Source organism: Candidatus Enterococcus leclercqii (assembly GCF_009933135.1).
GTDB lineage: Bacteria > Bacillota > Bacilli > Lactobacillales > Enterococcaceae > Enterococcus_C > Enterococcus_C leclercqii.
This window is the reverse complement of sequence record NZ_MAEH01000014.1, coordinates 592,356-617,177: the sequence shown is the minus strand read 5'-3', so window position 1 is coordinate 617,177 and position 24,822 is coordinate 592,356. Positions and strand designations below refer to the sequence as shown.

Below are 24,822 nucleotides of genomic sequence, written 5' to 3'. Positions count from 1 at the left end.
TACAGAGCGGAGAAAAATAGCTTTTGCAAATAGATTACAGCTTTTGTCTATGGCCTTTTGCCGTTAGAAAAACTGATGTGTGATGAATCAAATCGCTTGCGTAGAGAACGCTCGGTCTTCCATGACTTTCAAAATTGCATCGGCAGTGTCCAACGAAGTGAAGAGCGGTACACCGTGCTCAACAGCCTCCCGACGGATGATAAAGCCGTCTTCTGACGCGCCTTGCCGGTTCTTGTCCATCGTATTGATCACCAGTTGTGTATTGCCGCTGCGAATGAGGTCGATGACGTTTTCTTCGCAATTGGTTTCAGAAATTTTGCAGATCGGTTTCACAGCCAATCCTTGCTGTTGGAAATAATCTGCGGTTCCTTTAGTGGCTAGCAGGCTGAAGCCCACTTCTTGAAAACGTCGTGCCAAAGCGAGGGCTTCTTCTTTAGCATCGTCAGCAATTGTGAACAAGACGGCACCAAATTCCGGAATTTTCAATCCAGCTGCTTCAAAAGCTTTGTACAGTGCTTTTTCCAAGCTGCGGTCTGCCCCCATGACTTCGCCGGTTGATTTCATTTCAGGGCCCAAATAGGTATCAACTTTCTGTAACTTAGTAAAAGAGAAGACTGGTGCTTTGATGTGCACGTTCTTGTCTTCCGGATACAAGCCGTTTTCATACCCTAGATCCTTCAGCTTGGTTCCTAAGATGGCTTTGGTTGCAATTTGCGCCATAGGAATACCGGTGACTTTGCTCAAAAAAGGAACTGTCCGGCTAGCCCGTGGATTGACTTCAATCACATAGACTTTATTTTCATGGATAACAAACTGGATGTTCATCATTCCGATACAGTTCAGACCCAAAGCTAATTTTTGTGTATAGTCAGCAATGGTTGCTTTGATTTCTGCGCTCATGAATTGTGGTGGATAAACAGCCATTGAGTCTCCGGAGTGGACCCCAGCTCGCTCGATGTGTTCCATAATTCCCGGAATCAAGACCGTTTCACCGTCGCAGATTGCATCGACTTCACATTCGGAACCTGTCAGGTAACTATCTACTAGGACGGGGTGTTCTGGTGAAGCTTTGACAGCAGTCTCCATATAGTTTTCCAGATCCGCTTGATTTTCAACAATTTCCATCGCACGCCCCCCCAACACATAACTTGGACGTACCAAAACCGGATAGCCGATTCTTTCAGCGATAGCCACAGCTTCTTCTTTATTGGTCGCGGTATCTCCTGGTGGTTGCGGAATGTCTAAGGCTTTTAAAGCTTGCTCGAAAAGGTCACGATTTTCTGCGCGATCCAGATCTTCAATCGACGTACCTAAAATTTTCACACCAGCTTTGACCAATGGTTCCGCCAAGTTGATCGCCGTTTGCCCGCCGAATTGGACGATGACCCCTTCTGGTTGTTCCAGATCAATGACGTTCATGACATCTTCCAAAGTCAGCGGTTCAAAGTACAGTTTATCGGAGATGGAGAAGTCGGTAGAAACTGTTTCTGGGTTACTGTTCATGATGATTGCTTCATAGCCTGCAGCTTGAATCGCTTTAACAGAATGAACAGTCGCATAGTCAAATTCTACTCCTTGTCCGATTCGAATAGGACCAGAACCCAGAACAAGAACTGACGGTGTTTTTGAACGGTGACTTTCATTTTCAAATTCATAGGTGCTGTAAAAATATGGGGTTTCAGATTCAAACTCAGCTGCACAAGTATCCACCATTTTGTAGACAGGCAGCAGCTTTTCTTCTTGGCGCAACTGGCGAATCTCATTTTCAGTCATATTCCATAATTGACCAATCTTCTTATCGGCAAAACCATTTTGTTTTGCTTGTTTCAACAAGTCCAAATCTTTTGGTGTCGCAGCTAAGGATTGCTCAATTTCCACGATGTGAAGGAGTTTATCCAAGAAGAAAAGATCGATTTTAGTTAATTCAGCAATTTCTTCAATCGTATAGCCGCGGCGGATAGCTTCAGTGACATAAAACAAGCGGTCATCTTGCGCCCGAACCATCTTTTTCGTCAATTCCGCATCAGTTACTGTTGCCAACTCAGCAATTTCGGCGTGATAGGTGCCGATTTCCAGCGAGCGAACAGCTTTTAACAAGGACTCTTCGATGTTACGGCCGATTGCCATGACTTCACCAGTGGCTTTCATCTGGGTACCCAATACTCGCTCACCGCTTTCGAATTTGTCGAAAGGCCAACGAGGAATTTTCGCTACCACGTAGTCCAATGCCGGTTCAAATTCAGCGTAAGTTGTTTCAGTCACTGGGTTTTTCATTTCATCCAAGGTTAATCCGACAGCAATTTTGGCAGCGAGTTTTGCAATCGGGTACCCTGTTGCTTTTGAAGCCAGGGCTGAAGAACGAGAGACCCGCGGATTGACTTCAATAACATAATAGTTGAAGCTGTCAGGATCCAGGGCCAACTGAACATTACAGCCGCCTTCAATTTTCAGAGCGCGAATAATCGACAAAGACGCATCTCGCAACATTTGGTATTCGTAGTCACTCAAAGTTTGACTTGGCGCAAATACGATGGAGTCTCCCGTGTGGATTCCCACGGGGTCAAAGTTTTCCATGTTACAGACCACAATCGCATTGTCAGCAGAGTCTCGCATCACTTCATATTCGATTTCTTTGAAGCCGGCAATTGATTTTTCAATCAGACATTGGGTCACTGGCGACAGTTTTAAGCCGTTCTCTGCAATCGTGCGGAGTTCTTCTTCATTGTCACACATTCCGCCGCCGGTACCGCCAAGGGTAAATGCCGGTCGTACGATGATTGGATAACCGATTTGATTAGCAAAGGCCACCGCTTGTTCGACAGTTGATACGATTTCTGATTCCGGAATGGGTTGACCCAAATCTTCCATTAGTTGTTTGAAAAGATCCCGGTCTTCGGCTTGGTCGATAGCAGAAAGTTTAGTACCCAGCAATTCGATGTCCAGTTCTTCTAAAATTCCAGATTCAGCTAGTTCCATCGCCATGTTCAACCCAGTTTGTCCCCCCAGAGTTGGCAAGAGTGCGTCTGGGTTTTCTTTGCGGAGAATACGGGAAACAAATTCAAATGTGATTGGCTCGATATAGACTTTGTCGGCGATTTCTTTATCCGTCATGATAGTGGCGGGATTGGAGTTGACTAAGATGACTTCATAGCCTTCCTCTTTCAAAGCAAGACACGCCTGGGTACCGGCATAATCAAACTCGGCAGCTTGACCGATAATAATGGGCCCTGAACCGATCACCATAATTTTTTTGATATCTGTACGTTTTGGCATTATCTCTTCTCCTTTTCAGCATCCATCATTTCGATGAATTCATCAAACAGGTGCAGGGCATCGTGAGGCCCAGGTGCTGCATCGGGGTGGAATTGAACTGTGAAGGCTGGATATTTTTTGTGACGAACCCCTTCGACAGTCCCATCGTTGACTTCCACATGAGTAACTAGTAGACGCTTAGAATCGATGGAATTCTCGTCAACAGCATAGCCGTGATTTTGAGAAGTAAAATCGATGCGACCTGTTGCAATTTCCCGTACCGGATGGTTCAGTCCTCGATGGCCGAATTTCAATTTGTAGGTATCCGCTCCGTTGGCTAAGGCAAACAGCTGATGGCCCAGACAAATACCAAAAATCGGCACTTTTCCTTGAATCTGTTGAATCATTTCGATAGCCTCCGGTACATCTTTCGGATCTCCAGGACCGTTAGTCAACATCACCCCATCCGGCGCCAGCTCCAGGATAGTTTCAGCCGGCGTATTATAAGGCAACACAGTCAGATTACAGTTGCGATTGGATAATTCCCGTAAGATGGAATGCTTTAGACCAAAATCGATAACCACTACATTGTGTCCGATACCTGGACTCGGGTATGGTTTTGAGGTGGAGACTTGTTCTACTTGATTGGTAGGTAGGACGACTGCCTTCAGCTGATCATACGCATGAGTGAAATCCTCTTCTGATACAATAGACGCCTTCATCGTGCCGTGTTGGCGAATTTTGCGAGTCAATGCTCGTGTATCAATACCGGCAATGCCGGGGATTTCTTTACGTTTCAAAAATTCATCTAAACTGATCAGATTTCGCCAGTTGCTGGCTCGGCGCGCGTGTTCTTTTACCACCACGCCTTTACAAGTAGGTGCGATAGACTCGTAATCATCCCGATTGATGCCGTAGTTTCCCACCATCGGATAAGTGAAAGTGATGATTTGACCGTTGAAACTTTGGTCGGTGATGGTTTCTTGGTAACCAGTCATACTGGTGGTAAAGACGATTTCGCCAAAGACATTTGTCTCGGCTCCGAAACCTTCTCCTTCAAAATAAGTGCCGTCTTCTAAAATCAACCAACGTTTCATTTATTTACTCCCCTTTTGCCAAACTACTTTGCCGTTTACAAATGTGTATAGTGTGTCGCCGTAGTTTTTCCATCCTACAAACGGTGTATTGACGGCTTGTGATTTAAATTCTTTGTCATCAATCGTGTACTCTTCGTCAATGGCAAAAACTGCCAGGTCTGCCGGCTGGCCGACCGCCAGACGACCGGTCTTCAAACCGAAGATAGCGCTAGGCTTGATGGCCATCCAATCGATGACTTGTTCCAGTGTAAAGCGGCCAGTCTTCACAAAATGCGTATAAATCAGTTGGAAGGCATATTCTGAGCCTACGATCCCAAAGGGTGCTTTCAAAAAGCTCTGATTCTTTTCGTCAAAGCCATGAGGGGCATGATCGGTTGCAATACAGTCAATCGTGCCATCCAAAAGCCCTTCAATCAGTGCTTCCCGGTCATCGATACCCCGCAATGGCGGATTCATTTTCCAGTAACCGAAATCTTCAGGAATATCCTGGTCTGCCAAGATTAGATGGTGAGGCGATACCTCAGCAGTCACCTTGATTCCTGCTTGTTTGGCATCTCGGATTACCCGGACGCTTTCTTTTGTCGAAACGTGGCAGACGTGATAATGACAGCCGGTTGCTTCTGCCAAGAGAAGATCCCTTGCAATCTGAGAGGACTCCGTTGCGCTTAAAATCCCTGGTAAACCTAATTCTTCTGCGCGTTTGCCGGCATGCATCACTCCGCCAAACAACAATGATTCGTCTTCAGTATGGGCCACCAGTGCCATATCGTTAGCGGCAGCTTCTTTCATGGCCAGATACATCGTTCCGGCCGTCTGCACACCTACGCCATCGTTGGTGAACGCAAAAGCACCAGCTGCTTTCAAAGCTTGCATATCTGTCAAAACTTCGCTACGCAAATCTTCTGTGATAGGCGCGTATTGGAGCACATTGACGATGGCATCTTTTTTGATGATGTCATAAATGGCGGTCAGTTTCTCCGGGGTATCTGGTACCGGGTTTAGGTTCGGCATCGCACAAACAGTAGTAAAACCACCTCTGGCTGCTGCTTCACTGCCTGATTTTATCGTTTCTTTGTAAGTGAAACCGGGTTCTCTTAAATGGACATGGACATCCACCAACCCTTGTGTGATCAACTGTCCTTTGGCATCGTAGACTTCCTCGAAATCCGCCTCATCAAAGCCGGTCCCAATGGCTTTGATCAAGCCTTCCTCGATCCAGATGGCACCGTCTGTCAGTTCGTTTCCGAAGGTGTTGAGCTTTCCGTTTTTGATCAATGTTTTCATGGTGGTGTTGTCCTCCGTTTTTTTAGTTTGTTGAGTGGCATACTGCAAAGGGGCAATTTTTATCTTACGCCCGACCCGCAAGTATCGCTTCTAAAATTGCCATCCGCACGTAGACACCGTTAGTCATCTGTTGGACGATTCGCGACTGCAAGCCTTCTACCAGTGAATCAGCCAATTCGACATCCCGATTCACTGGGGCTGGGTGCATGATAATTGCGCCTTTTTTCATTTTTGCTGCCCGTTCGACGGTCAGGCCGTATTGTTGATGGTAGCCTTCTTTGGTAAAGCCGGTATCCTCCCCGTCAGCATGACGCTCGTGCTGGACCCGTAACATCATCATGACATCAACTGTTTCCACTAGCTCATCCAATGGCAGGTAGTGACCGTAAACCTCAAAACTTTCGTCATACCATTCCGCCGGGCCCGAGAAGAAGACCTCAGCTCCCAATCGTTTCAGCATTTGCATATTGGATTTTGCCACTCGCGAATGGGTGATATCCCCGACAATCGCGACTTTTAATCCTTCAAAGCTGCCGAACTCTTCGTGGATGGTCATGAGGTCTAACAAGCATTGGGAAGGATGTTGGCCACTGCCATCCCCGCCATTGACGATGGCACACTGGATGGTTTTTGATTCGATTAATTCATCATAGTAGGCTTCATCTCCGTGGCGGATTACTGCCACATCCACACCCAAAGCTGACATGGTCAGTACTGTATCATAGAGCGTTTCCCCTTTTTGAACGGAACTATGTCCGGCGTCAAATTCAATCACTTCGATACCCAGTTTTTTCTCAGCAACATCAAAACTTTTATGAGTTCGTGTACTGTTTTCAAAAAAGAGATTGGTCGCAAAATACTGATCTTTTTCCGGTGTCCATTTAGCTCCTCGTTTGAACTCACGGCCGCGTCTGATCAGGCCCATGACTTCTTGATCTGTCAGAGCCTCGATACTTAGCAGATGTTTCAAACTGATACGTTCGGATTGGATGATCATTGTGGTTCCCCCTGTCGAATGTGGAAATGATTTTTCATCGATTAATTATTTTAAGCTTCTTCGCTGCGGGATGTTTCCGGCAAAATTAAGTTCAAGATGATACCTAAGACAGTTGCCAAAGCCATTGCAGATAATGTGAAGGTGCCGGCTTCTACATACAAGCCGCCAATCCCGATCACCAAGATTACAGAAGCGATGATCAAATTTTTCTTTTTGTCAAAATTGATTTTATTTTCAATCAAAATTTTCAGTCCGCTGGCGGCGATTACGCCGAACAGGATGAAGCTGATACCAGAAATCACTGGATTAGGGATACTTAGAATAAGTGCGCTAAGTTTGCCTACAAAGCCTAAGACCACTGCGAGAACTGCGGCCCCGGCAATTACAAAGACACTGTGGACTCGCGTAATAGCCAGCACGCCGATGTTCTCACCGTAACTAGTCACAGGAGGTCCGCCTACCAGACCAGCGACAATCTGTGCTAACCCATCCCCCATCAAGGTTCGATTCAAACCTGGATCTTGAAAGAAGTTTCGCTTAGTGAGCTTGTTTAAAACCATCAGGTGGCCGATGTGTTCGGTCATAGTGACAAAGGCAATAGGTGCCATGGTAATAATCGCACTCAAGTAAAACTTCGGCTGATAGTTGACAAAAGGAATCTCGAAGTTCGGTAATGCGAACCAAGCGGCTTGCCTAATCGGCTCAGTGTCCACAATCCCCATGATCAATGCGAAGAGATAACCACTGATAATTCCAAGCAAGATCGGAATTAATCCCAGAAATCCTTTTAAAAACATATTGAAAAAAATTGTGATTCCCATCGTGACCAGAGCGACTATCAAAAATTTATAGTCATACTTGCCATCATTGAACATGGCATTGTTAGCGGCATTGGCAGCCAACCCCAGGCCGATAACCATAATTACCGGACCGACAACGATTGGTGGCAAAATTTTGTCCATCCAAGCAGCACCAATCTTCTTTACCACGAAGGCTACAATCAAGTAAACCAATCCTGTAGTGATTGCCCCTTGTGCGATTGCTGGATAACCGTCAGTTGACATCAACAACTTCATTGCAGCGATAAAGGCAAAGCTGGATCCCAGATAAGCTGGAATTTTTCCTTTTGTAACAAAGAGATAGACAATTGTTCCTAGCCCAGAACTTACTAAAGCGATCCCGGGATCAATCCCAACTAAGATTGGTACCAGTACGGTAGCACCGAACATGGTAAATAAGTGCTGGATCGACAAGCCCAGCCAAGGCAGCGGTTTTGGTTTGTCATGGATATCTAATACGACATCTTCGTTGTGAAATTCTTGTGCCACAGGTTCCATCTCCTATTTTTCGATCAAGATCCGGTCTTGGTCGTCAGTTTCTTCCATTTCTACAATGATTGCTTCTGATTGCGCGGTGGGAATATTTTTCCCCACGTAGTCCGCTCGAATGGGTAATTCTCGATGGCCTCGGTCTACTAAAACCGCCAACTGGATCTTATTGGGGCGTCCAAAATCCATGATTGCATCTAAGGCTGCTCGAATCGTGCGACCGGTATATAAAACGTCATCGACAACAATCACTTCTTTTCCTTCCAAAGCCACTGGAATTGTTGATGAGTGCACTTCCGGGTCTTCCAGTTCTTTGCCTTTAACATCGTCGCGATACAATGTGATGTCTAACTCTCCCACTGGTACTTTAATATCTTCCAGCTGCTCCAAGCGGTCTGCAATTCGCTGTGCGATATAAATTCCTCTGGTTTTGATCCCTACCAACACAAGATCTTCCAGCCCGCGATTGCGCTCGATGATCTCGTAGGCGATACGGGTCAATGCCCGTTTCATAGTTACTGCATCTACGACTTCTTTTTGTGACATGTTGTCCCCTCCGAAAATTATTTGTTTTTTTTTGACCATATAAAAAACCTCTTGCCCAGTTGGACAAGAGGTTTGTTTTCAGACTTAGTTATACCTGCATCCTACTTTACGGATACATGTTGTCTTCAGGTTGCGAACTCTCTTGGCGCACCAAGCATCGCTCACCCAATCCTTCTCAGCCTCACAGGACTAAATTAAAGGTTCTCGTATGTTGTTTTCACTATGCCTACTGTACACGTTCACTGCTAAAAAATCAATCTTTTTTTCTCAAATCGGTTAATGTTTTCTCGAAAATTTCCGGTAACGGTGCTTCAAAGACCATATTTTCACCGGTACGGGGATGCGTAAATCCCAATAGCTGGGCGTGGAGAAACTGTCCGTGGCCTTGCAAGGTTTTCTTTGGACCATAGACCGGATCGCCAGCAACTGGGTAACCGATGTATTGCATATGCACGCGAATCTGATGGGTGCGTCCCGTCTCCAGTTGCAACTTGATTAAGGTATAGTCACCAAAGCGTTCCAATACTTCAAAGTGAGTGACGGCGGGTTTTCCCTCTTCTACCACTGCCTGTGTTTTACGATCAACTTTTGAACGGCCAATAGGCGCTTCGATGACCCCTTTATCATGGGGAATATTGCCATGAACCAACGCGATGTAGCGTCGCAATGAAGTTTTGTCTTTCAGCTGTTTAGCCAGTGCTTCATGGGCGGCATCATTTTTAGCAATCATCAACAGGCCCGAGGTATCTTTGTCAATGCGGTGCACGATTCCCGGACGGATGACATCGTTAATGGTAGATAGATCTTTCAAGTGGAACAATAACGCATTTACCAAAGTGCCGTTTGGGTGACCAGCTGAAGGATGAACCACCATTCCCTGCGGCTTATTTACAACAGCAACGTCTTCATCTTGATAAACGATTTCCAGTGGGAGATCCTCAGCTTCTAGCTTAAGTTCTTGGGGTTCTGGAACTGTAATCGTAATCAGGTCGGCTTTTTTGACTTTGTAATTGGCTTTCACTGGAGTACCATTGACCATGACTAAATTTTCTTTTAGCCAGCTTTGTACCTGTGAGCGACTGTAAGCCGCCAGACGACTCCCTAATAGTTTATCGATTCGCCCTAAATCCTCAGCAGCTTTGATTTCAATTTGTTCGTTCATTTAGTCTTCCTTTCAAAACGCTCTTCGAAGATCGCATAGATAAAGACTATCGCGACCCCGACAGTTAAACACATATCTGCGACATTAAAGATCGGAAAATTGATAAATTCAGTTCGGAACATATCCACGACATAGCCCAGACGCACCCGATCGATAAAGTTTCCTAAGGCGCCAGCAATAATCAAACCTAAACCAAGAGAATAAAATTTGCTGCCCCTACGATTTTTCCATAAAAGCCATAAACAGACGGGTACCGCAATAAAGGTTACAATAGCAAAAAACCACATCTGTCCTTCTAAAATACTCCAAGCCGCACCGTTGTTTTGGTAATGGGTCAAGGATAAGACCTTAGGAATAAAGGTCATCGTTTCCCCCAACGCCAAATGGCCAGCAACCCACCATTTTACCAGCTGGTCAATGACAACCATAGCCAGTGCAATCAATATCGATAGTATAAACACGTTCATTTCTCCTTTAAGCGATGGACTTAAATCTTAAACCGCCGCGCATCGTCAATTATCTTGGTACAGATCCCGCGGTCGGATAATTCCTAGTAAATTGCCGTCGGGATCGCCATTTTTTGTGATTAGAATCGCTTCCAGCATCGGTTCTTTTTCAAAAAGAGCCTTAACCTCTGCTACCGGCATCTCACTGTTTACAAAGCGGTAATTGGTGATTTTTCCGTCGGATATAATCAGTTCATCCGCAGTCCGACCTTGTAAACGAACATCGCCTTTTAGACTTTCTTTAGCAAACCAATAACCTAACGCTCGTAACGTAATGAGGCCTTTAAAGTGCCCTTGCTGATAAAGGGGGAATTGAGAATAGCGTTTTTCTGCAATCGTCCGCAATATCTCAGTAATAGACAGCGTGATCTCAAACCCAGTGACCCGCTTGCCAAACCGAGGCAAAACTTTTTCTGGCTTTAACAGTTGGCCTTCGATTTCAGCCATGCGCTTGACTGCCCATTCGTTGGGCTCAGCGATAACGAAATTCTCACCTACCTGTTCGTGTACAATTGCATTACGCAGTTGCGCCATTTGCAGTAAATCATCGGCTGCTTCTGTGATCGCCGGGTTACGCTGTTTATCCAATCGTCTGACCATCTCACTAAAGCCTATATTTCGCGGATTGCCTAGTTCATCTCGCAACCATTTTTCGATTCGATTAAAACTTGATAGAAATTGTTCTGCGCGTTCTCCCATAGCGATCCCTCCATTAATGATTTACCTTGAATCTGTAAGTTGCTTTAATTCTCAGAAGCTTCTTTAATCAAAAAAGCCTGCCTCAGCATAACCGTCAGAAAAATGACAAAGGCCACTAATCCCCCGGCTAGTAAGAGCAAGTTTTGAGTGGCAACCAGTAAAAGGACAAATAAAAAGAGATAAACCAATACAACAGAAGGATTCATTGTCACTTCAAGATGTAGTTGTGGCCTTTTTCTCAAATCATAATAGTAGGGCTTACTCTTTAATAGCGAAAAACTGATTTGTACCGTGCCGGTAGCTTGATCTTCCGGCAGTTCATACACTTTTGTTTCCTCATTACCAATGCTGCCTTGGGGCCTGCCGTTAATTGTCACACGAAAACCACTGCCCATGCCGTAAAATCCGGTTTTTCGAGAAAGTTTCAATCCCATCTGCACCACCTCGTTTCTTTTCCTTCATTATTATTGATTGCAGTCTCACGCAGTTGGGAACCTTTCTTATTATCCCCGAAGGCTCGATAAAATACAAGTCGCTTTTCTTCTAATCTAGGATAACCAGAATTATTGAAACAGTCTGCTTGATCATGGGTAGAAATAGCTGCCATTTTCTAGAAGAAATTGTATCCTGGACAATCTGTTCCAAAAAATGGCCTACATTCAAAAAAACGGTGATCATGTAGTAATCATTTCTTCAGCAAAGTGACTCCCGTTTGAACAAATGCAGACCCCGCTCCTTTTAACTGACATTATTCCTCGTTATTTTGGACAAATTCAAAAAGGTTGGGGGTTTGATTGTATTTGAGGGAGCCTACTTTGTCTTTTTCAATAATCGCTTGTTCCAAGTCAATGCCATTGAGAGCTGCAATTGCAAAAGTGTAATGAATGACGTCAGCCAATTCATTTGCCAGGGAGTTGTCAGTTGTTTTCTTTTTTCGGCCTTGGATTTGGTTAAGAACTTCCGCTACTTCCCCAATCTCTTCAACTAGTTTCATGAAGAGACTTTCTGTGATGCCGGTATCTTTGTATTTCAGTTCTAAGTATTTTTGCAGTTGTGCGACAGTTAGTTTGTGCATACTACCCCTCTTTTACGATTTCTTAGTTTACATTGTACCATGCAGCGGAGAATGAACCTTAAAAAATGAAACGAATAAGCGAACAACTAACTTGACTTTCAGCTAGTTGCTCGCTTTTTTACTACTATTTCTTGTTGGGAGATTTCAGGCCTCAATTGGAAAATAATAAGACTTTGTCAATCAAAGTATTTTCGTTTAAAAATCAGAATAGACCGACTGCATTGCCATTTTCGTCCACATCCATGTTCAACGCAGCTGGTTTTTTCGGTAATCCTGGCATCGTCATGACATCTCCTGTCAAAGCCACTAAAAAGCCAGCGCCGAGTTTTGGTACAAATTCACGAATGGACACGGTAAAATCTTCCGGAGCTCCCAGCTTAGTCGGATCGTCAGAAAAAGAATACTGCGTTTTCGCCATACAGATTGGAAGTTTGTCCCAGCCCTCTTTTGCAAATGTTTTCAGTTGTGTCGCTGCCTTCTTTTCAAAAATGACATTTTGACCGTGATAGATTTTTTCCACGATGGCTGTAACCTTTTCAGCAATACTGAGGGAGTCGTCATATAAACGGTGATAAGCAGCACTATCGTCTTCAATTGCGGCCACGACTGCTTCAGCTAACTCTTGCCCACCTGCGCCTCCTTTGGCCCAAACTTGAGCACGCTTCACCGTGACACCAACCTGCCCGCAAAGTTCTTCCAGTTGAGAAAATTCAGCTTCTGTATCTGTAATAAATTCATTGATTGCCACAACTACCGGTAACCCGTAGCTTTGCATATTTTCGATATGTCGCTTCAAATTGGCAAAGCCTTTAGCAACAGCAGGAACATTTTCTTCAGCCAAACGGTCTTTTTCCACGCCACCGTGCATTTTTAAGGCACGGATGGTTGCAACAATCACGACTGCATCCGGCGCTTTTCCCAAATGAGGTACTTTGATATCCAAAAATTTCTCGGCCCCCAGATCAGCGCCAAAACCGGCCTCTGTCACGGCATAATCTCCTAGTTTCAGTGCTAATTTGGAAGCCATAATAGAGTTACATCCATGAGCGATATTGGCAAATGGCCCCCCGTGAACAAATGCCGGGGTTCCTTCAATTGTTTGTACAAGATTAGGTTTGATTGCATCTTTTAACAACAAAGCCAATGCGCCTTCAATTTTGAGGTCGCGAACGTAAACTGGTTCACGTTGATAAGTGTAGGCAATAACGATATTGCCCAAGCGTTCTTTCAAATTTTCAATATCCGTTGCTAAGCACAAAATTGCCATGATCTCGCTGGCAACAGTGATATCAAAGCCATCTTCTCTTGGCACCCCTTGAATTGGGCCACCCAGTCCGACGATAACATTTCGTAACGCCCGATCGTTCAAGTCCACTACTCGTTTCCAAATGATACGACGAGGATCAATCTTCAGTTCGTTTCCTTGTTGGATATGGTTGTCCAATAAAGCAGACAAGGCGTTGTTAGCGGTAGTGATGGCATGCATGTCACCGGTAAAATGCAGGTTGATATCTTCCATGGGTAGAACTTGTGCATAGCCGCCACCAGTTGCGCCCCCTTTGATTCCCATTACCGGCCCTAAAGAAGGTTCTCGCAGCGCAATCACAGTCTTTTTACCAATCTTGTTCAAGGCGTCCGCCAACCCGATTGTAATTGTGGATTTTCCTTCTCCGGCAGGGGTTGGATTGATGGAAGTCACCAGAATTAGTTTTCCTTCCGGTACTGCTGCCAATTCACGGATCTTGGCCATATCAATTTTTGCTTTATAATTGCCGTATAATTCCAAATCATCCGGAGATAGCCCGACTTTGGCTGCTATTTCGGTAATTGGTCGAATTTGCGCTTGTTGTGCAATCTCTATGTCTGTCGTCATCTTCCCTACTCCTTTAGTTTTCCATCTTTTTCCCGAACAATATTTGCTATCTTAGTTCTTTTGTTAAGTTATATCTATCTTATAACGAAGAGAAATAAAAAACCACCGCTTTTCCCTCTTTTTTTTCACAAAGCTTTTAATCGTTCGCTTTCTTTCTTCTATGGTATAACTTGTACCAAACCAGAAACGAGAAACCACTTCTGTTCCACCGTACCAGACCTCTAGCAAACGCTTTCTTTTGCTGGCTCTATCCGTTAAAGTAAGTTCGTCAACAACTACTGTTACAAAAAAATGTAAAGGGGAATTCTTATGGAACATGATTTTCTATGGGGAGCTTCGACAAGTGCCTACCAAGCAGAAGGGGCATGGAACGAGGATGGGAAAGGACTCTCTGTTCAAGATATCAAAACAATTCCCGCTGGAACCAGTGATTTCAAAGTTGCAGCAGACCACTACCATCGTTTTGAAGAAGACGTCGCATTGTTTAAAGAACTGGGATTGACTGCCTATCGCTTCTCGATTTCTTGGTCAAGGATCATTCCGACGGGTGACGGTGAAGTAAATCAGTTGGGACTCGCTTTTTACGATCGCTTGATTGATCTGTTGATTGCCAATGGCATCGAGCCGATTGTGACGGTTTATCATTTTGACCTCCCAGCGAAGTTAGAAAAGGAAGGTGGCTGGCAAAATAGAGCAACTGTTAACGCCTTTGTCCGCTATTGCGATATTTTGTTTGAACATTTCGGTACTCGCGTAAACTATTGGCTGACAATCAATGAACAGAACATGATGGTTTTAGCAAGCTCAGCAGTTCTCTCTGGAAAAAAGAGCCTGAAAGCCAATTATCAAGAAAATCATCACATGTTAATTGCACAAGCATTGGTCATGAAACATTACCATGATCAACACTATCCAGGAAAAATCGGCCCGGCACCTAACATTGCTTACGTCAACCCAGCTTCCTCAGATCCTTTAGATATACGGGCTGCACAGCAGTTTAATGCTTTGCGCAACTGGCTCTTTCTGGACGTTCCGGTCTTTGGACACTACAATCATCAGGCCTGGCATATTTTAGAAAGCCTTGATGCCGTCCCTGAATTTGCACCAGGTGATGAAGAGATCTTACAAGGCGGTAAGCCAGACTTCATTGCTTTTAATTACTACAATACGAATACTGTCTCTGCTTATGACGGCCAGGAAATCTTAGAGGGGGACCAGCAGACAGGGTTTGGCCTGCCTGGATTTTTTAAAAGCACTCCTAATCCTCACCTAGCCATCACTGAGTTTGGCTGGGAAGTCGATCCACTGGGGTTTGCTACAACGATTAATGAACTCTATAGTCGCTACCACCTTCCTTTGATTGTTACTGAAAACGGTCTCGGGAGTAAAGATGAGCTGATTGATGGTCAGATCCACGATCAGTATCGAATTGACTATTTAGCAGCCCATATTGAAGTTCTTCAAATAGCAATAAAAGAAGGCGCTGATGTGTTCGGTTATTGTCCTTGGAGCGCACTTGATCTCATTAGTACTCACGAGGGAATCGCCAAACGATATGGATTTATCTATGTTCATCGCACTGATGAACTGCTACTGGATTTAAAACGTTACAAAAAAGACAGCTTTTACTGGTATCAACAAGTAATAAAAAATGGAGGCGTCCAATTGTGAAAAATTTTGAAAAAATACTGAACAATATTCTGGGACCGATTGCTAATAAGATGAACCAAAGTATCTTTTTTTCCACTTTGACTAATGCGTTTATCCGAACGACCCCTATTACATTAGGTGCTGCCTTTATCATGCTGATTGGTAATTTTCCGATCCCAGCTTGGACCAATTGGTTAGCTTCTGTGGGTCTAAATGTCCATTTTAATGCGGTTGTTGGTGCTACTTTGAATGCTTTGGCAATCTACATCGCCTTCAACATCGCCTATTGCTATGCTGAAAAAGTCGGAGATGCTCCTTTATCTCCCGGTTTGTTATCGGCTGCATCGTTTTTACTTTTAGCTCCTCAAATTATTTCCGTTCCTCAATTGGAAACAGCAGTTGCTGAGTTCCCTGGCGCAGCAACCGTGACTGGAATAAACTATGTCGAATCTTTCCAAACGGCCCAAACTGGTGGTCCAGGGCTGATTGTTGCGATTTTTGTCGGCTTTATCACGGCCTCTTTGTATCACTTTTTGAAAAAACGTAACTTGGTTATCAAAATGCCTGCCTCTGTGCCACCAAATGTCAGTGAATCTTTGGCACCTACTTTTATTGCCGGCATCATCTTCGGTCTCTTTTTAATCATTCGTATTCTTATGAGTTACACACCATTTAACGATGTCTTCAGTTTGGTCTATGGATTACTGCAAGCCCCTTTGCAATCATTAACGGCTTCACCAGTTTCAATCATCATCATCTATACATTGGCCAACTTGTTCTGGTTTTTCGGGATTCATCCGACTGTCGTTTACAGTGTCGTCACACCATTACTGCTGGCAAACTTTAACGAAAACGTCAACGCCTATCTCAGTGGAAAACCGGTTCCTTACTTAATGATGGCTGTTGTATATGCCTTCACTTCCAATGCATTTGGCGGACAAGGTGGCACTTATGGACTGATCTTTTCTATGTGGCGAGCTCGATCGGCACGCTACAAACAGTTATTCCGTTTGGCATTAGCTCCATCATTGTTCAATATCAACGAACCACTAGTATTCGGAACACCAATCATGCTCAATCCTTTGTACTTTTTCCCAATGGTATTCGGTCCAGCAATTCAAGGTGGCCTGGCCTATCTTTTGGCAACACTATTGAAAGTGGATTCTTACAATGCCGCGGTTCAGATGCCTTGGACGACTCCGACACCGATTTTTGCTTTCTTGATTGGCGGCTGGAAGTTCCTCTTAATTGCCGTGATTATCATGGTGGTAATCATCGGACTGTGGTATCCATTTTTCAAAGTCGCAGATAGTCGCGAACTAGCAGCCGAAAAGCAAGCTAGCCCTGAATAAATCTGCCTGCCATTTTGTGAGATATCGGCAATAAATTAAATAAAACAAGAGCTTCTCTTTTCAGTCATCTGCGTACCGAAAAGAGAAGCTCTTGTTTATTTTGTCTTTTTTAACGATCAATTGATTGATACTTAAAAAGATCGGGATGATTACTGATTTCCTCCAATAATTTTTCCAAGATCAACATTGTAGGGATTTGACTGCTATTATCAAAAAGACCATATTTCCGTGGTTCAGGTGCTTGATGGGTTAAAACTATGTTGCTGATTCGAGCCAATGTACTATTGCCATTTCCGGTGATGCAGACACGCTCAAAATCTAACAAAGGCTGATAATAGGCTACCATGTCTACTACGTCCGGGGTCTCACCAGAATTAGAGATGGTGATGATCAGATTGTCTGTCGTGTTGATCAGCCTTGGTCGCAACGGATAATAAGGATCAGTAACTGAGAAGCTGTTAAAGCCCAGGGTTGCTAACCGGCGAGCACCGTATTCACACAGGATACCCGAAATACCGATTCCGATTAGTACGATATTGTCGCTGGCCAGTACTTTTTCAGCCAAAATATGGATGTTTTCATCCAAATCGGCGGCGTAAGTTCTTTTTTCAACAGACTGAGCAGCTCTTTTCCAGAAATCATCGGCTTCTCGTCGCTCGCCTTCTTCAATTTTGACTCGTAATGCTGATTGAAATTCCGGGAAGCTGTCAAAGCCCATCTTACGGACAAAGCGCATGACAGACGTTGCTGAGGCATGTGCTTCATGGGCAATTTCCCGCACACGCATTTGCGGAATGTCTTGGTAATGATTTAAGATATAGTTGTAAATGACCAGATCAGTACTGGAAAAGTTTTTAGTGTCCTGATTATCAAAAAACGGCATTTTTTTCTCCTTGCCTGCAGTTGATGGAAAACCAGGCCTGTCTCTTTTATGAAAAGATATGTTACGGGTGCATTTAACCTGTGACATTAACAGACGAGGCAAATCAGTGAATTGCAAAAATTACGATAATGCATTTTACCTAAGCTCAATTTCATCAATAATGGTGATTGTTTCTTCGGGAAAACGGCTGTACAGTTCAAGCTTTAATCGAGCGAGTGTCTTTTTTCGAAAAATAAATGATTCTTCTTTTCCCTCATAGTGAAATGAGATACCATTTGGATTAAGCGTTAATTGCGTAATATCTGAAAAAAGAAAGGCTTTTGTCTTCCAAGGGCGAGCATAGTGAACAATCAACCGATCTTCGGCAAAATACATGACTCGCCGACAGCCAATCACAGCTAAAAAAAGAAAAAATCCCATCACTAAATTACTTTTCCAATAAGGACCGGTATTTTCCAATGATAATGTCAGGCTGTAAAACAAAATGATCATAGTCACCGACCAATAGATGATCGAAGCAGCCAGTTCAGGTTGCCAGTGGTAACGTTTTTCTTTCATGGTTCATCCCTTCCACCCTTGTTTACAGGTACAACATACCCTGCCAACACTAGTAAAAATTCTATCACAGTCCCTCTCAGAAAGGAAATTATTTCATGATTAAAGCGTATATTGATGCCTCTGTCAAAGGCAATCCCGGAAGTGCTGGAGGTGGCATCCTCCTGATTGATAATACTGGTCGCCAACGTCAACTTGCCTTCGCTCTTCCCGGAAAACTATCAAATCACCAAGCGGAATTTGCTGTTTTTGTCAATTTGCTTGATCTCTTGCTCCAAGAAAAAAGTCAACATGAGACGATTATGGTTTATTCCGACAGCAAGGTACTCGTGAGTACGGTTGATAAAAACCATACTGCAAACACTGATTTTCTTCCCTATTTAGAGTTAATTCAACAAAAACTGGTTGCATTTGAGCTTTTGATTTTGCAGTGGCTTCCAGAAGCAAACAATAAAGGCGCCGACAATTTAGCCCGTCAAGGCTTGAAAAAGGCCCTTAAATTACAGAATTGGTGACAGCAAACGAGAAAAATTTTGCTTGAAGCGTAACCAATAGCTCTGATTTTCGATCATTTCATCTGTCAATTCAAAACAATCTTCCATATCTTTTAAAAAGATTCGCTGCATTTCCAGCGTTGTCGGCTGATCATAGATAAAGGCGCTGACTTCAAAATTCAGTGAATAGCTGCGGATATCCTGGTTAGTCGAGCCCACCGAACAGATAGTATCATCCATCACGATAGTTTTGGAATGCAAAAAGCCCTTGCCGTCTTTTTGGTAGTGGTAAATTTTAACCCCATTTTTTTTGAAAAAATTGCAATAATATTGTGTAGCACGGTAAATGAAAGGATGGTCTGGCATAGAAGGAACCATTATCCGAACATCAACACCGGATTGTTGGGCAATAAGAATGGCATTTGTCATAGTATCGTCTGGAATTAAGTAGGGGGTTTGAATCCAAACCTTTTCTTCGGCAGCTAAGAGCATTTTTACAAAAGCACTTTTTAAGATGTCGACTCCATTTTCTGGGCCGTCTGAGACGATTTGCATCGCCACATTGCCAATGTCTCCTGCAGGTTCGATAAAATAGCGATCCTCATAGGCTAGCTGATTGGTTTTGCCAGAGACCGAAGCATTCCAGTCTTTGATGAAGATTTCTTGCAATGTAAAAACCGCGGTACCAGAGATTCTGGCATGGGTATCTCGCCAATAGCCGAAGCGTTTGTATTCCCCTAAATATTGATCCCCTACATTGAAGCCCCCAGTCCAACCGATTTGACCGTCAATCACAACAATTTTTCGATGAAGGTGATAGTTCAATCTCGTCTTCCGAATCAAATCTCGTGAGGTAATAAAGCGGGTCACACGACCACCAGCATCAACGATTGGTTGGAAAAACTTTCGATCAGATCCCCGTGCGCCCCAGGGATCATAGATGACACGTACCTCGACCCCTTCTTTGGCTTTTTCCACTAAAATATCTCGAAAGGCCGTGCCAATTTTGTCTGGAAAAAAGGCATAATATTCCACATGCACATTGTCTGTGGCTTTACGGATATCCGCAAACAAGGCAGCAAATTTTTCGTGACCGTCTGTGTACAGCTGAATATCGTTTCCCTTTGATAAAGGCGACTCTTCCACATTTCGCAGGTAGCGCTCCAGCAATTGAGAACCGGATGTTTTTACACTGCGATGGTATTGGCGGTTGTGCTCATGGATACGAGTGTTGATTTCACCAATTTTTTTTCGGTCCTCATTGTCGAATTTGTAGACTGTTTCTCCATCGATCCCTCGTCCACAAAACAGGTAGAAAATAAAGCCGACAATCGGTAAAAAGACCAGCGTCATCAGCCAGGCTAAGATACTGGTGATGGACCGTGGTTTGCGAAATACAGTGATGATGGCACCGATTGTATTGATCAAAATCACACCGTAAACGACGGTATTGATCAAGCTGATATCCATTTGAAAATGCATATAGTTGTTCTCCTTTTTGCATCTGTCGGCAGCCTTATTCTACAGTGGCCGTCGTGCTGCTGTTTAATCCAAAAGATAGGTGTGATCAAAAGTGATCTCGAGTTTTTGCTCCCCTAGCTGTTGTTGTATCTTGAATTGAAGTGTTTCTTTGAGCTCCTGATCTGTCAGAGGACATTTTTTGGGAACCACCACATCAAAGCTCATGCGCTGTGGGCTGAGAATCCTGAAATCGTGCATTGTCAACCCGGGTGCAACATTGATCACAATGGCTTCTACCAGAGCCCGCTGTTTCTGATAGGCGTCGTTTTGCAGTGCCACTGGATCCAAATGACACACCAACTCCACATCCAATTGGTTGCGAAAGTCTTTTTCAATGTGGTTAATGACATCGTGGGCTTGATTTAATGTCCATCGATCATCGACTTCAATGTGAACAGAAGCAAACTTCTTTTGGGGACCATAATTGTGCACCAATAGATCGTGATAGCCTAAAATATCAGGATAGCCCTTCAACATCTTCTCCATAGCGGTCAGTTCTTCTTGCGTAGGGCGGCTTCCCATCAGTTCATCGATAAAACTTTTGACCATCGTGATTCCGCTATAAATAATGTAACAAGCAATCAAAAACCCAATCCAACCATCCACTCGCCAGCCGGTCACGCCTTCGATTACTGCAGAAAGCAACACTGCGACAGTCGTCAATACATCGTTTAAGGCATCTTGTCCAGTAGCTTTTAGAGTAGATGACTGAATCGTACTGCCTAATGTCCGATACATACGACTCTGCCAGACTTTTATCAGAATGGAAAGAATCAACACCAAAAAGACAATCAGGTGAAGGTTCACACTTTGTGGATGGCGAATTTTTTCAAATGAGGACAATAAGAATTGGAATCCGACAAAAGTCATCACCAAACTAATCAAGAAGCCAGAGATGTATTCAAAACGTTCATGGCCAAAAGGATGTTCTTTGTCAGCCGGCTTAGCTGCAATTTGAAAGCCCACTAATGTCAGTATGGAACTTGCAGTATCTGTCAAGGAATTGATAGCATCGGCCATAATGGATACTGATCCGGCAGCTAAACCAATTGCAAATTTGCCGATAAAGAGTATGGCATTGGAGAGAAATCCTAGAATACCCGCCAAACGTCCGATACCCGTCCTGCGTTTCTCCGGAGTATCCTGTGCTGCAAATTTTCGAATTAGAAAACGAATCATGGAGAGCGCTCCTTCATGGAATCCGACAGTTTACCTTGGAATTAGTGAAAAGTGTCGGAAAATAATCTTCAACCATTGTAACGCGAAAGGCTGTTTTTTATCAAGATTGATGCCAGTCATTTACTGAGATTATTTATCAGTTTGTGATTAGTCTTGGGCCTTCTCTTCGTTGTTTTCAGTTACCTTGCTAAAAATCGTAGCAGTCTTGCATCTGATGACCTGCCCAACTGAAAACGAGCTATAACTATCTCCTGCTACCGTTCTCCGAAGCGAATACTACCAAACGTAAGCCACAAGCAAAAACAAAAGCCAAGTCCCTTCCATTAAAGAACCATGGAAGAAACTTGGCTTTTCATTGTCAAAATTTCAAGCACTGACCCTTTTAGATAGCCAATCGACTGTCCTGGCTTATTTGTTCAACCAATTGGCAACTTCTGCCAAAGCATCGTCGATCCCAGCTGGATTTTTCCCGCCGGCTTGTGCCATGTCTGGACGGCCACCGCCGCCACCACCTACAAGAGGCGCAATGACTTTGATAAGGTCTCCGGCTTTAAGCCCTTGTTCGTTTGCCTGAGGACTCATGGCTGCCAGCAAATTGACTTTCCCTTCAGAGGCAGTAGCCAAGACCAAAACATCAGAAACGGCTTTTTGTTTCCATTGGTCAGCAAGCTGTCGCAGTTGATTCATGTCTTTTACTTGAACTTTGGCTGCAACGTAGCTGATATCTCCAGCTTTTTGGATATTGTTGAAGATGTCACCTGCTTGTTGGTTCGCGAGTTTTGAGGCCAATGCTTCATTTTCTTTTTGTAATTCCCGCAATTGTTGCTGCAGTTGCTCAGTTTTTGCGACAACTTCCTTGATCTGAGGCGATTTTACGATTTGCGCGATGGCTTTGAGTTGTTTTTCTTCTTCGTGGAACAACTCATAGGCTTCTTTGCTAGTAACTGCTTCGATTCGTCGTACGCCGGCACCGATCCCTGATTCAGCAACAATCTTGAAAATTCCGATGTCTTCGGTATTCTTAACGTGGGTCCCACCACACAACTCAATCGACCAGTCACCAACGTTTACCACTCTGACATCATGTCCGTATTTCTCGCCGAACAGCGCCATAGCGCCCATTTCTTTGGCAGTATCGATGTCCGTTTCAATCGTTACAACTGGAACAGCTTCCCAGATTTTACGGTTGACGATAGCTTCCATTTCCTTCAGTTCATCAGCGGTGACTTGACCAAAATGAGTGAAGTCAAAACGCAAATGCCCCGGTGCAACTAAAGAACCAGCTTGATTGGCGTGATTACCCAAGACTTCCTTCAGCGCTTTGTGCAAAAGATGGGTAGCGGTATGATTTTTCACGATACGGTTTCGACGGGCTGCGTTGACTTGTAAGAAGTAACGTTCTCCTTCTTTAAGTACACCCTTCAATGCTGCTTTATGAAGGAACTGCCCATTCGGTGCTTTTTGAACATCATAAACTTCTGCTACTAAATTTCCGTCAGCATCTGCAACCATACCTGTATCTGCAACTTGCCCGCCCATTTCCGCATAGAAAGGTGTTTCAGCAAAAATCAGTTGAACTTTTCCCTCAGAAGCGGCGCTCACTAACTCATCGTCTTTGATAATGACCAAAAGCTCGCTTTGTGCTTCTTCTTGGTCATAGCCTACAAAACGGCTGTCGACTTTGATGTCTGTCAATAACGCAGACTGTACCCCCATCGAAAGTTCCGTGCTGCGAGCTGCCCGAGCCCGTTCACGTTGGGCATCCATTTCTTTTTCAAACCCTGCATGATCCACTTTCAAGCCTTCATCCTCAGCGACTTCTTCTGTCAATTCAACTGGGAAGCCATAGGTGTCATACAATTTGAAAATATCGGCTCCTGAAAGGATGGCGCCATTTTCTGCTTTCACTTTGGCAATTACTTCTGTCAGGATTTCCAAGCCTTCATTAATGGTTTCATGGAAGCGTTCTTCTTCATTGCGAACAACTTTTTCGATAAAGTCTTGTTGGTTTAAGACTTCCGGATAATAACTTTCCATGATATGACCCACCACTGGAACCAGTTGATACAAAAAGGCGGTATCGATTCCCAGCTTTTTCCCATGCATAACTGCCCGACGCAATAGTCGGCGCAATACATAACCGCGGCCTTCATTTGACGGCAAAGCTCCATCGCCAATGGCAAATGCCAAAGCTCGAATGTGATCAGCAATTACTTTGAAAGAAATATCTGTCTGCGGTGCATCGCCATATTGGAATTTTCCGCTGAGCTCTTCTACTTTTTTGATGATGGGCATGAACAGGTCGGTCTCAAAGTTTGTTGGTGCATCTTGAACGATAGAAACCATCCGTTCAAGACCCATCCCAGTATCAATGTTTTTATGTGGTAATGGTTCATAACTACCATCTGGTTGATGGTTGAATTCAGAGAACACCAGATTCCAGATTTCTAAATAGCGTTCATTTTCCCCGCCAGGATAATCTTCTGGATCTCCCGCAGGCAGGTCATTGAACTCTACGCCTCGATCGTAAAAAATCTCAGAGTCCGGTCCACATGGTCCTGCACCGATATCCCAGAAATTGTCTTCAACTTCCACGATATGATCAGAAGACAAGCCTACTTCTTCAGCCCAGATACGCTTAGCTTCAACGTCTTTTGGATAAACTGTCACATAAAGTTTTTCCGGATCAAAGGCCATCCATTCTGGTGCAGTCAAAAATTCCCACGCCCAGTGAATGGCTTCTTTTTTAAAGTAATCGCCAATAGAAAAATTCCCCAACATTTCAAACATCGTATGGTGGCGCGCAGTTTTCCCAACATTTTCGATATCATTGGTTCGAATTGATTTTTGGGCGTTGGTAATCCGTGGATTTTCCGGAACAACAGAACCGTCAAAGTATTTTTTCAAGGTCGCTACACCGGAGTTGATCCATAGCAGTGTCGGGTCATTGACCGGCACTAAAGAAGCGCTGGGTTCTATTGAGTGGCCTTTTGATTTGAAGAAGTCCAAAAACATTTGACGAACTTGTGCACTTGATAATTGTTTCATGATGTTAGATCCCTCTTTTTCTTTTATTAGGCAAAAAAAGACACCACTGCAAGCCGGGGACGTCTTCGCGCGGTACCACCCCAGTTGCAATGCTGTCAAACATTACCTCTTAAACTCGTTAACGCGGAGTCAGCGTTGATGTTTTCACCAAAATCTCATCCAAAGGGAGCAACCGCTGGTGATTCTACTCTCTTCTCAGCATCGAGAGCTTTCTGTAAGAAACGATCCATAAGCCATGTCCTTTGTGATTCTCGTAAAGTATAGAAGACCAGCTGCTTTTTGTCAATGACTAAAAATGCGGTCATTCTTTGCTACCAATGA

The 24,822-nt window shown here is 44.0% G+C and carries 20 protein-coding genes; 3 read left to right on the top strand and 17 right to left on the bottom strand.

All coding sequences use genetic code 11. The features are described 5' to 3' along the window. Positions 1-87: 87 nt before the first annotated feature. The 12 genes from carB to BAU14_RS09160 form a co-directional block, all read right to left on the bottom strand. Complete coding sequence (gene carB / locus BAU14_RS09215; RefSeq protein ID WP_161899792.1) at positions 88-3,273, bottom strand: carbamoyl-phosphate synthase large subunit; 3,186 nt, start codon at positions 3,271-3,273, stop codon at positions 88-90. Next, positions 3,273-4,349 (bottom strand): carbamoyl phosphate synthase small subunit, encoded by a 1,077-nt coding sequence (locus tag BAU14_RS09210; protein WP_161899791.1) that lies wholly within the window; start codon positions 4,347-4,349, stop codon positions 3,273-3,275. Before BAU14_RS09210 ends, carB begins: the two co-directional genes overlap by 1 nt. After that, on the bottom strand, positions 4,350-5,633 hold the full coding sequence (locus BAU14_RS09205; RefSeq protein ID WP_161899790.1) for a dihydroorotase: 1,284 nt from the start codon (positions 5,631-5,633) through the stop codon (positions 4,350-4,352). 64 nt (positions 5,634-5,697) lie between these two features. Next, positions 5,698-6,630: an aspartate carbamoyltransferase catalytic subunit gene (locus BAU14_RS09200; RefSeq protein WP_161899789.1), complete on the bottom strand. Its 933-nt coding sequence runs from the start codon at positions 6,628-6,630 to the stop codon at positions 5,698-5,700. Positions 6,631-6,680: 50 nt separating this feature from the next. Then, entirely contained in the window at positions 6,681-7,958 is a 1,278-nt protein-coding gene (uraA, locus tag BAU14_RS09195) for a uracil permease (protein WP_272927973.1), read from the bottom strand. 12 nt (positions 7,959-7,970) lie between these two features. Then, entirely contained in the window at positions 7,971-8,504 is a 534-nt protein-coding gene (gene pyrR / locus BAU14_RS09190) for a bifunctional pyr operon transcriptional regulator/uracil phosphoribosyltransferase PyrR (protein WP_161899787.1), read from the bottom strand. 253 nt (positions 8,505-8,757) lie between these two features. After that, on the bottom strand, positions 8,758-9,666 hold the full coding sequence (locus BAU14_RS09185; RefSeq protein ID WP_161899786.1) for an RluA family pseudouridine synthase: 909 nt from the start codon (positions 9,664-9,666) through the stop codon (positions 8,758-8,760). Beyond that, the gene (gene lspA / locus BAU14_RS09180) at positions 9,663-10,127 is read right to left on the bottom strand and encodes a signal peptidase II (protein WP_420022086.1); all 465 of its coding nucleotides are present in this window, start codon (positions 10,125-10,127) and stop codon (positions 9,663-9,665) included. Before lspA ends, BAU14_RS09185 begins: the two co-directional genes overlap by 4 nt. 51 nt (positions 10,128-10,178) lie before the next feature. Then, positions 10,179-10,871 carry a CBS domain-containing protein gene (locus tag BAU14_RS09175; RefSeq protein ID WP_161899784.1) on the bottom strand — a complete coding sequence of 231 codons (693 nt, stop codon included), beginning with the start codon at positions 10,869-10,871 and terminating at the stop codon, positions 10,179-10,181. A 44-nt stretch (positions 10,872-10,915) separates the two neighbouring features. Then, complete coding sequence (locus BAU14_RS09170) at positions 10,916-11,305, bottom strand: hypothetical protein (RefSeq protein ID WP_161899783.1); 390 nt, start codon at positions 11,303-11,305, stop codon at positions 10,916-10,918. A gap of 314 nt (positions 11,306-11,619) precedes the next feature. Beyond that, complete coding sequence (locus tag BAU14_RS09165; RefSeq protein ID WP_161899782.1) at positions 11,620-11,946, bottom strand: MazG nucleotide pyrophosphohydrolase domain-containing protein; 327 nt, start codon at positions 11,944-11,946, stop codon at positions 11,620-11,622. Positions 11,947-12,148: 202 nt separating this feature from the next. Further along, positions 12,149-13,819 (bottom strand): formate--tetrahydrofolate ligase, encoded by a 1,671-nt coding sequence (locus tag BAU14_RS09160; protein ID WP_161899781.1) that lies wholly within the window; start codon positions 13,817-13,819, stop codon positions 12,149-12,151. 309 nt (positions 13,820-14,128) lie between these two features. Between BAU14_RS09160 and BAU14_RS09155 the strand changes: the two genes are divergently transcribed. After that, positions 14,129-15,490, top strand: a complete 1,362-nt coding sequence (locus tag BAU14_RS09155) for a glycoside hydrolase family 1 protein (protein WP_161899780.1) — start codon at positions 14,129-14,131, stop codon at positions 15,488-15,490. After that, positions 15,487-16,821 carry a PTS sugar transporter subunit IIC gene (locus BAU14_RS09150; protein ID WP_161899779.1) on the top strand — a complete coding sequence of 445 codons (1,335 nt, stop codon included), beginning with the start codon at positions 15,487-15,489 and terminating at the stop codon, positions 16,819-16,821. The genes BAU14_RS09155 and BAU14_RS09150 overlap by 4 nt, the downstream gene beginning before the upstream one ends. A gap of 109 nt (positions 16,822-16,930) precedes the next feature. On the opposite strand, the gene BAU14_RS09145 is transcribed toward BAU14_RS09150, so the two are convergent. Together BAU14_RS09145 and BAU14_RS09140 are read right to left on the bottom strand one after the other, a co-directional pair. After that, positions 16,931-17,704 carry a MurR/RpiR family transcriptional regulator gene (locus BAU14_RS09145; protein ID WP_161899778.1) on the bottom strand — a complete coding sequence of 258 codons (774 nt, stop codon included), beginning with the start codon at positions 17,702-17,704 and terminating at the stop codon, positions 16,931-16,933. Positions 17,705-17,839: 135 nt separating this feature from the next. After that, a complete protein-coding gene (locus BAU14_RS09140; RefSeq protein ID WP_161899777.1) occupies positions 17,840-18,262 on the bottom strand; it encodes an EbsA family protein in 423 nt (140 codons plus the stop codon). 95 nt (positions 18,263-18,357) lie between these two features. Here BAU14_RS09140 and BAU14_RS09135 point away from each other — a divergent pair, with 95 nt between their 5' ends. Next, positions 18,358-18,774, top strand: coding sequence for a ribonuclease HI family protein (locus BAU14_RS09135; protein WP_161899776.1), 417 nt, complete (start codon positions 18,358-18,360; stop codon positions 18,772-18,774). On the opposite strand, the gene cls is transcribed toward BAU14_RS09135, so the two are convergent. From cls to alaS, 3 genes are all read right to left on the bottom strand, one after another. Then, a complete protein-coding gene (cls, locus tag BAU14_RS09130; protein WP_161899775.1) occupies positions 18,760-20,235 on the bottom strand; it encodes a cardiolipin synthase in 1,476 nt (491 codons plus the stop codon). The two genes, BAU14_RS09135 and cls, sit on opposite strands and share 15 nt — an antisense overlap. Before the next feature lie 63 nt (positions 20,236-20,298). After that, positions 20,299-21,453 carry a cation diffusion facilitator family transporter gene (locus BAU14_RS09125; protein ID WP_161899774.1) on the bottom strand — a complete coding sequence of 385 codons (1,155 nt, stop codon included), beginning with the start codon at positions 21,451-21,453 and terminating at the stop codon, positions 20,299-20,301. A 408-nt stretch (positions 21,454-21,861) separates the two neighbouring features. Then, positions 21,862-24,501 (bottom strand): alanine--tRNA ligase, encoded by a 2,640-nt coding sequence (alaS, locus tag BAU14_RS09120; protein WP_161899773.1) that lies wholly within the window; start codon positions 24,499-24,501, stop codon positions 21,862-21,864. Positions 24,502-24,822: the final 321 nt, after the last annotated feature.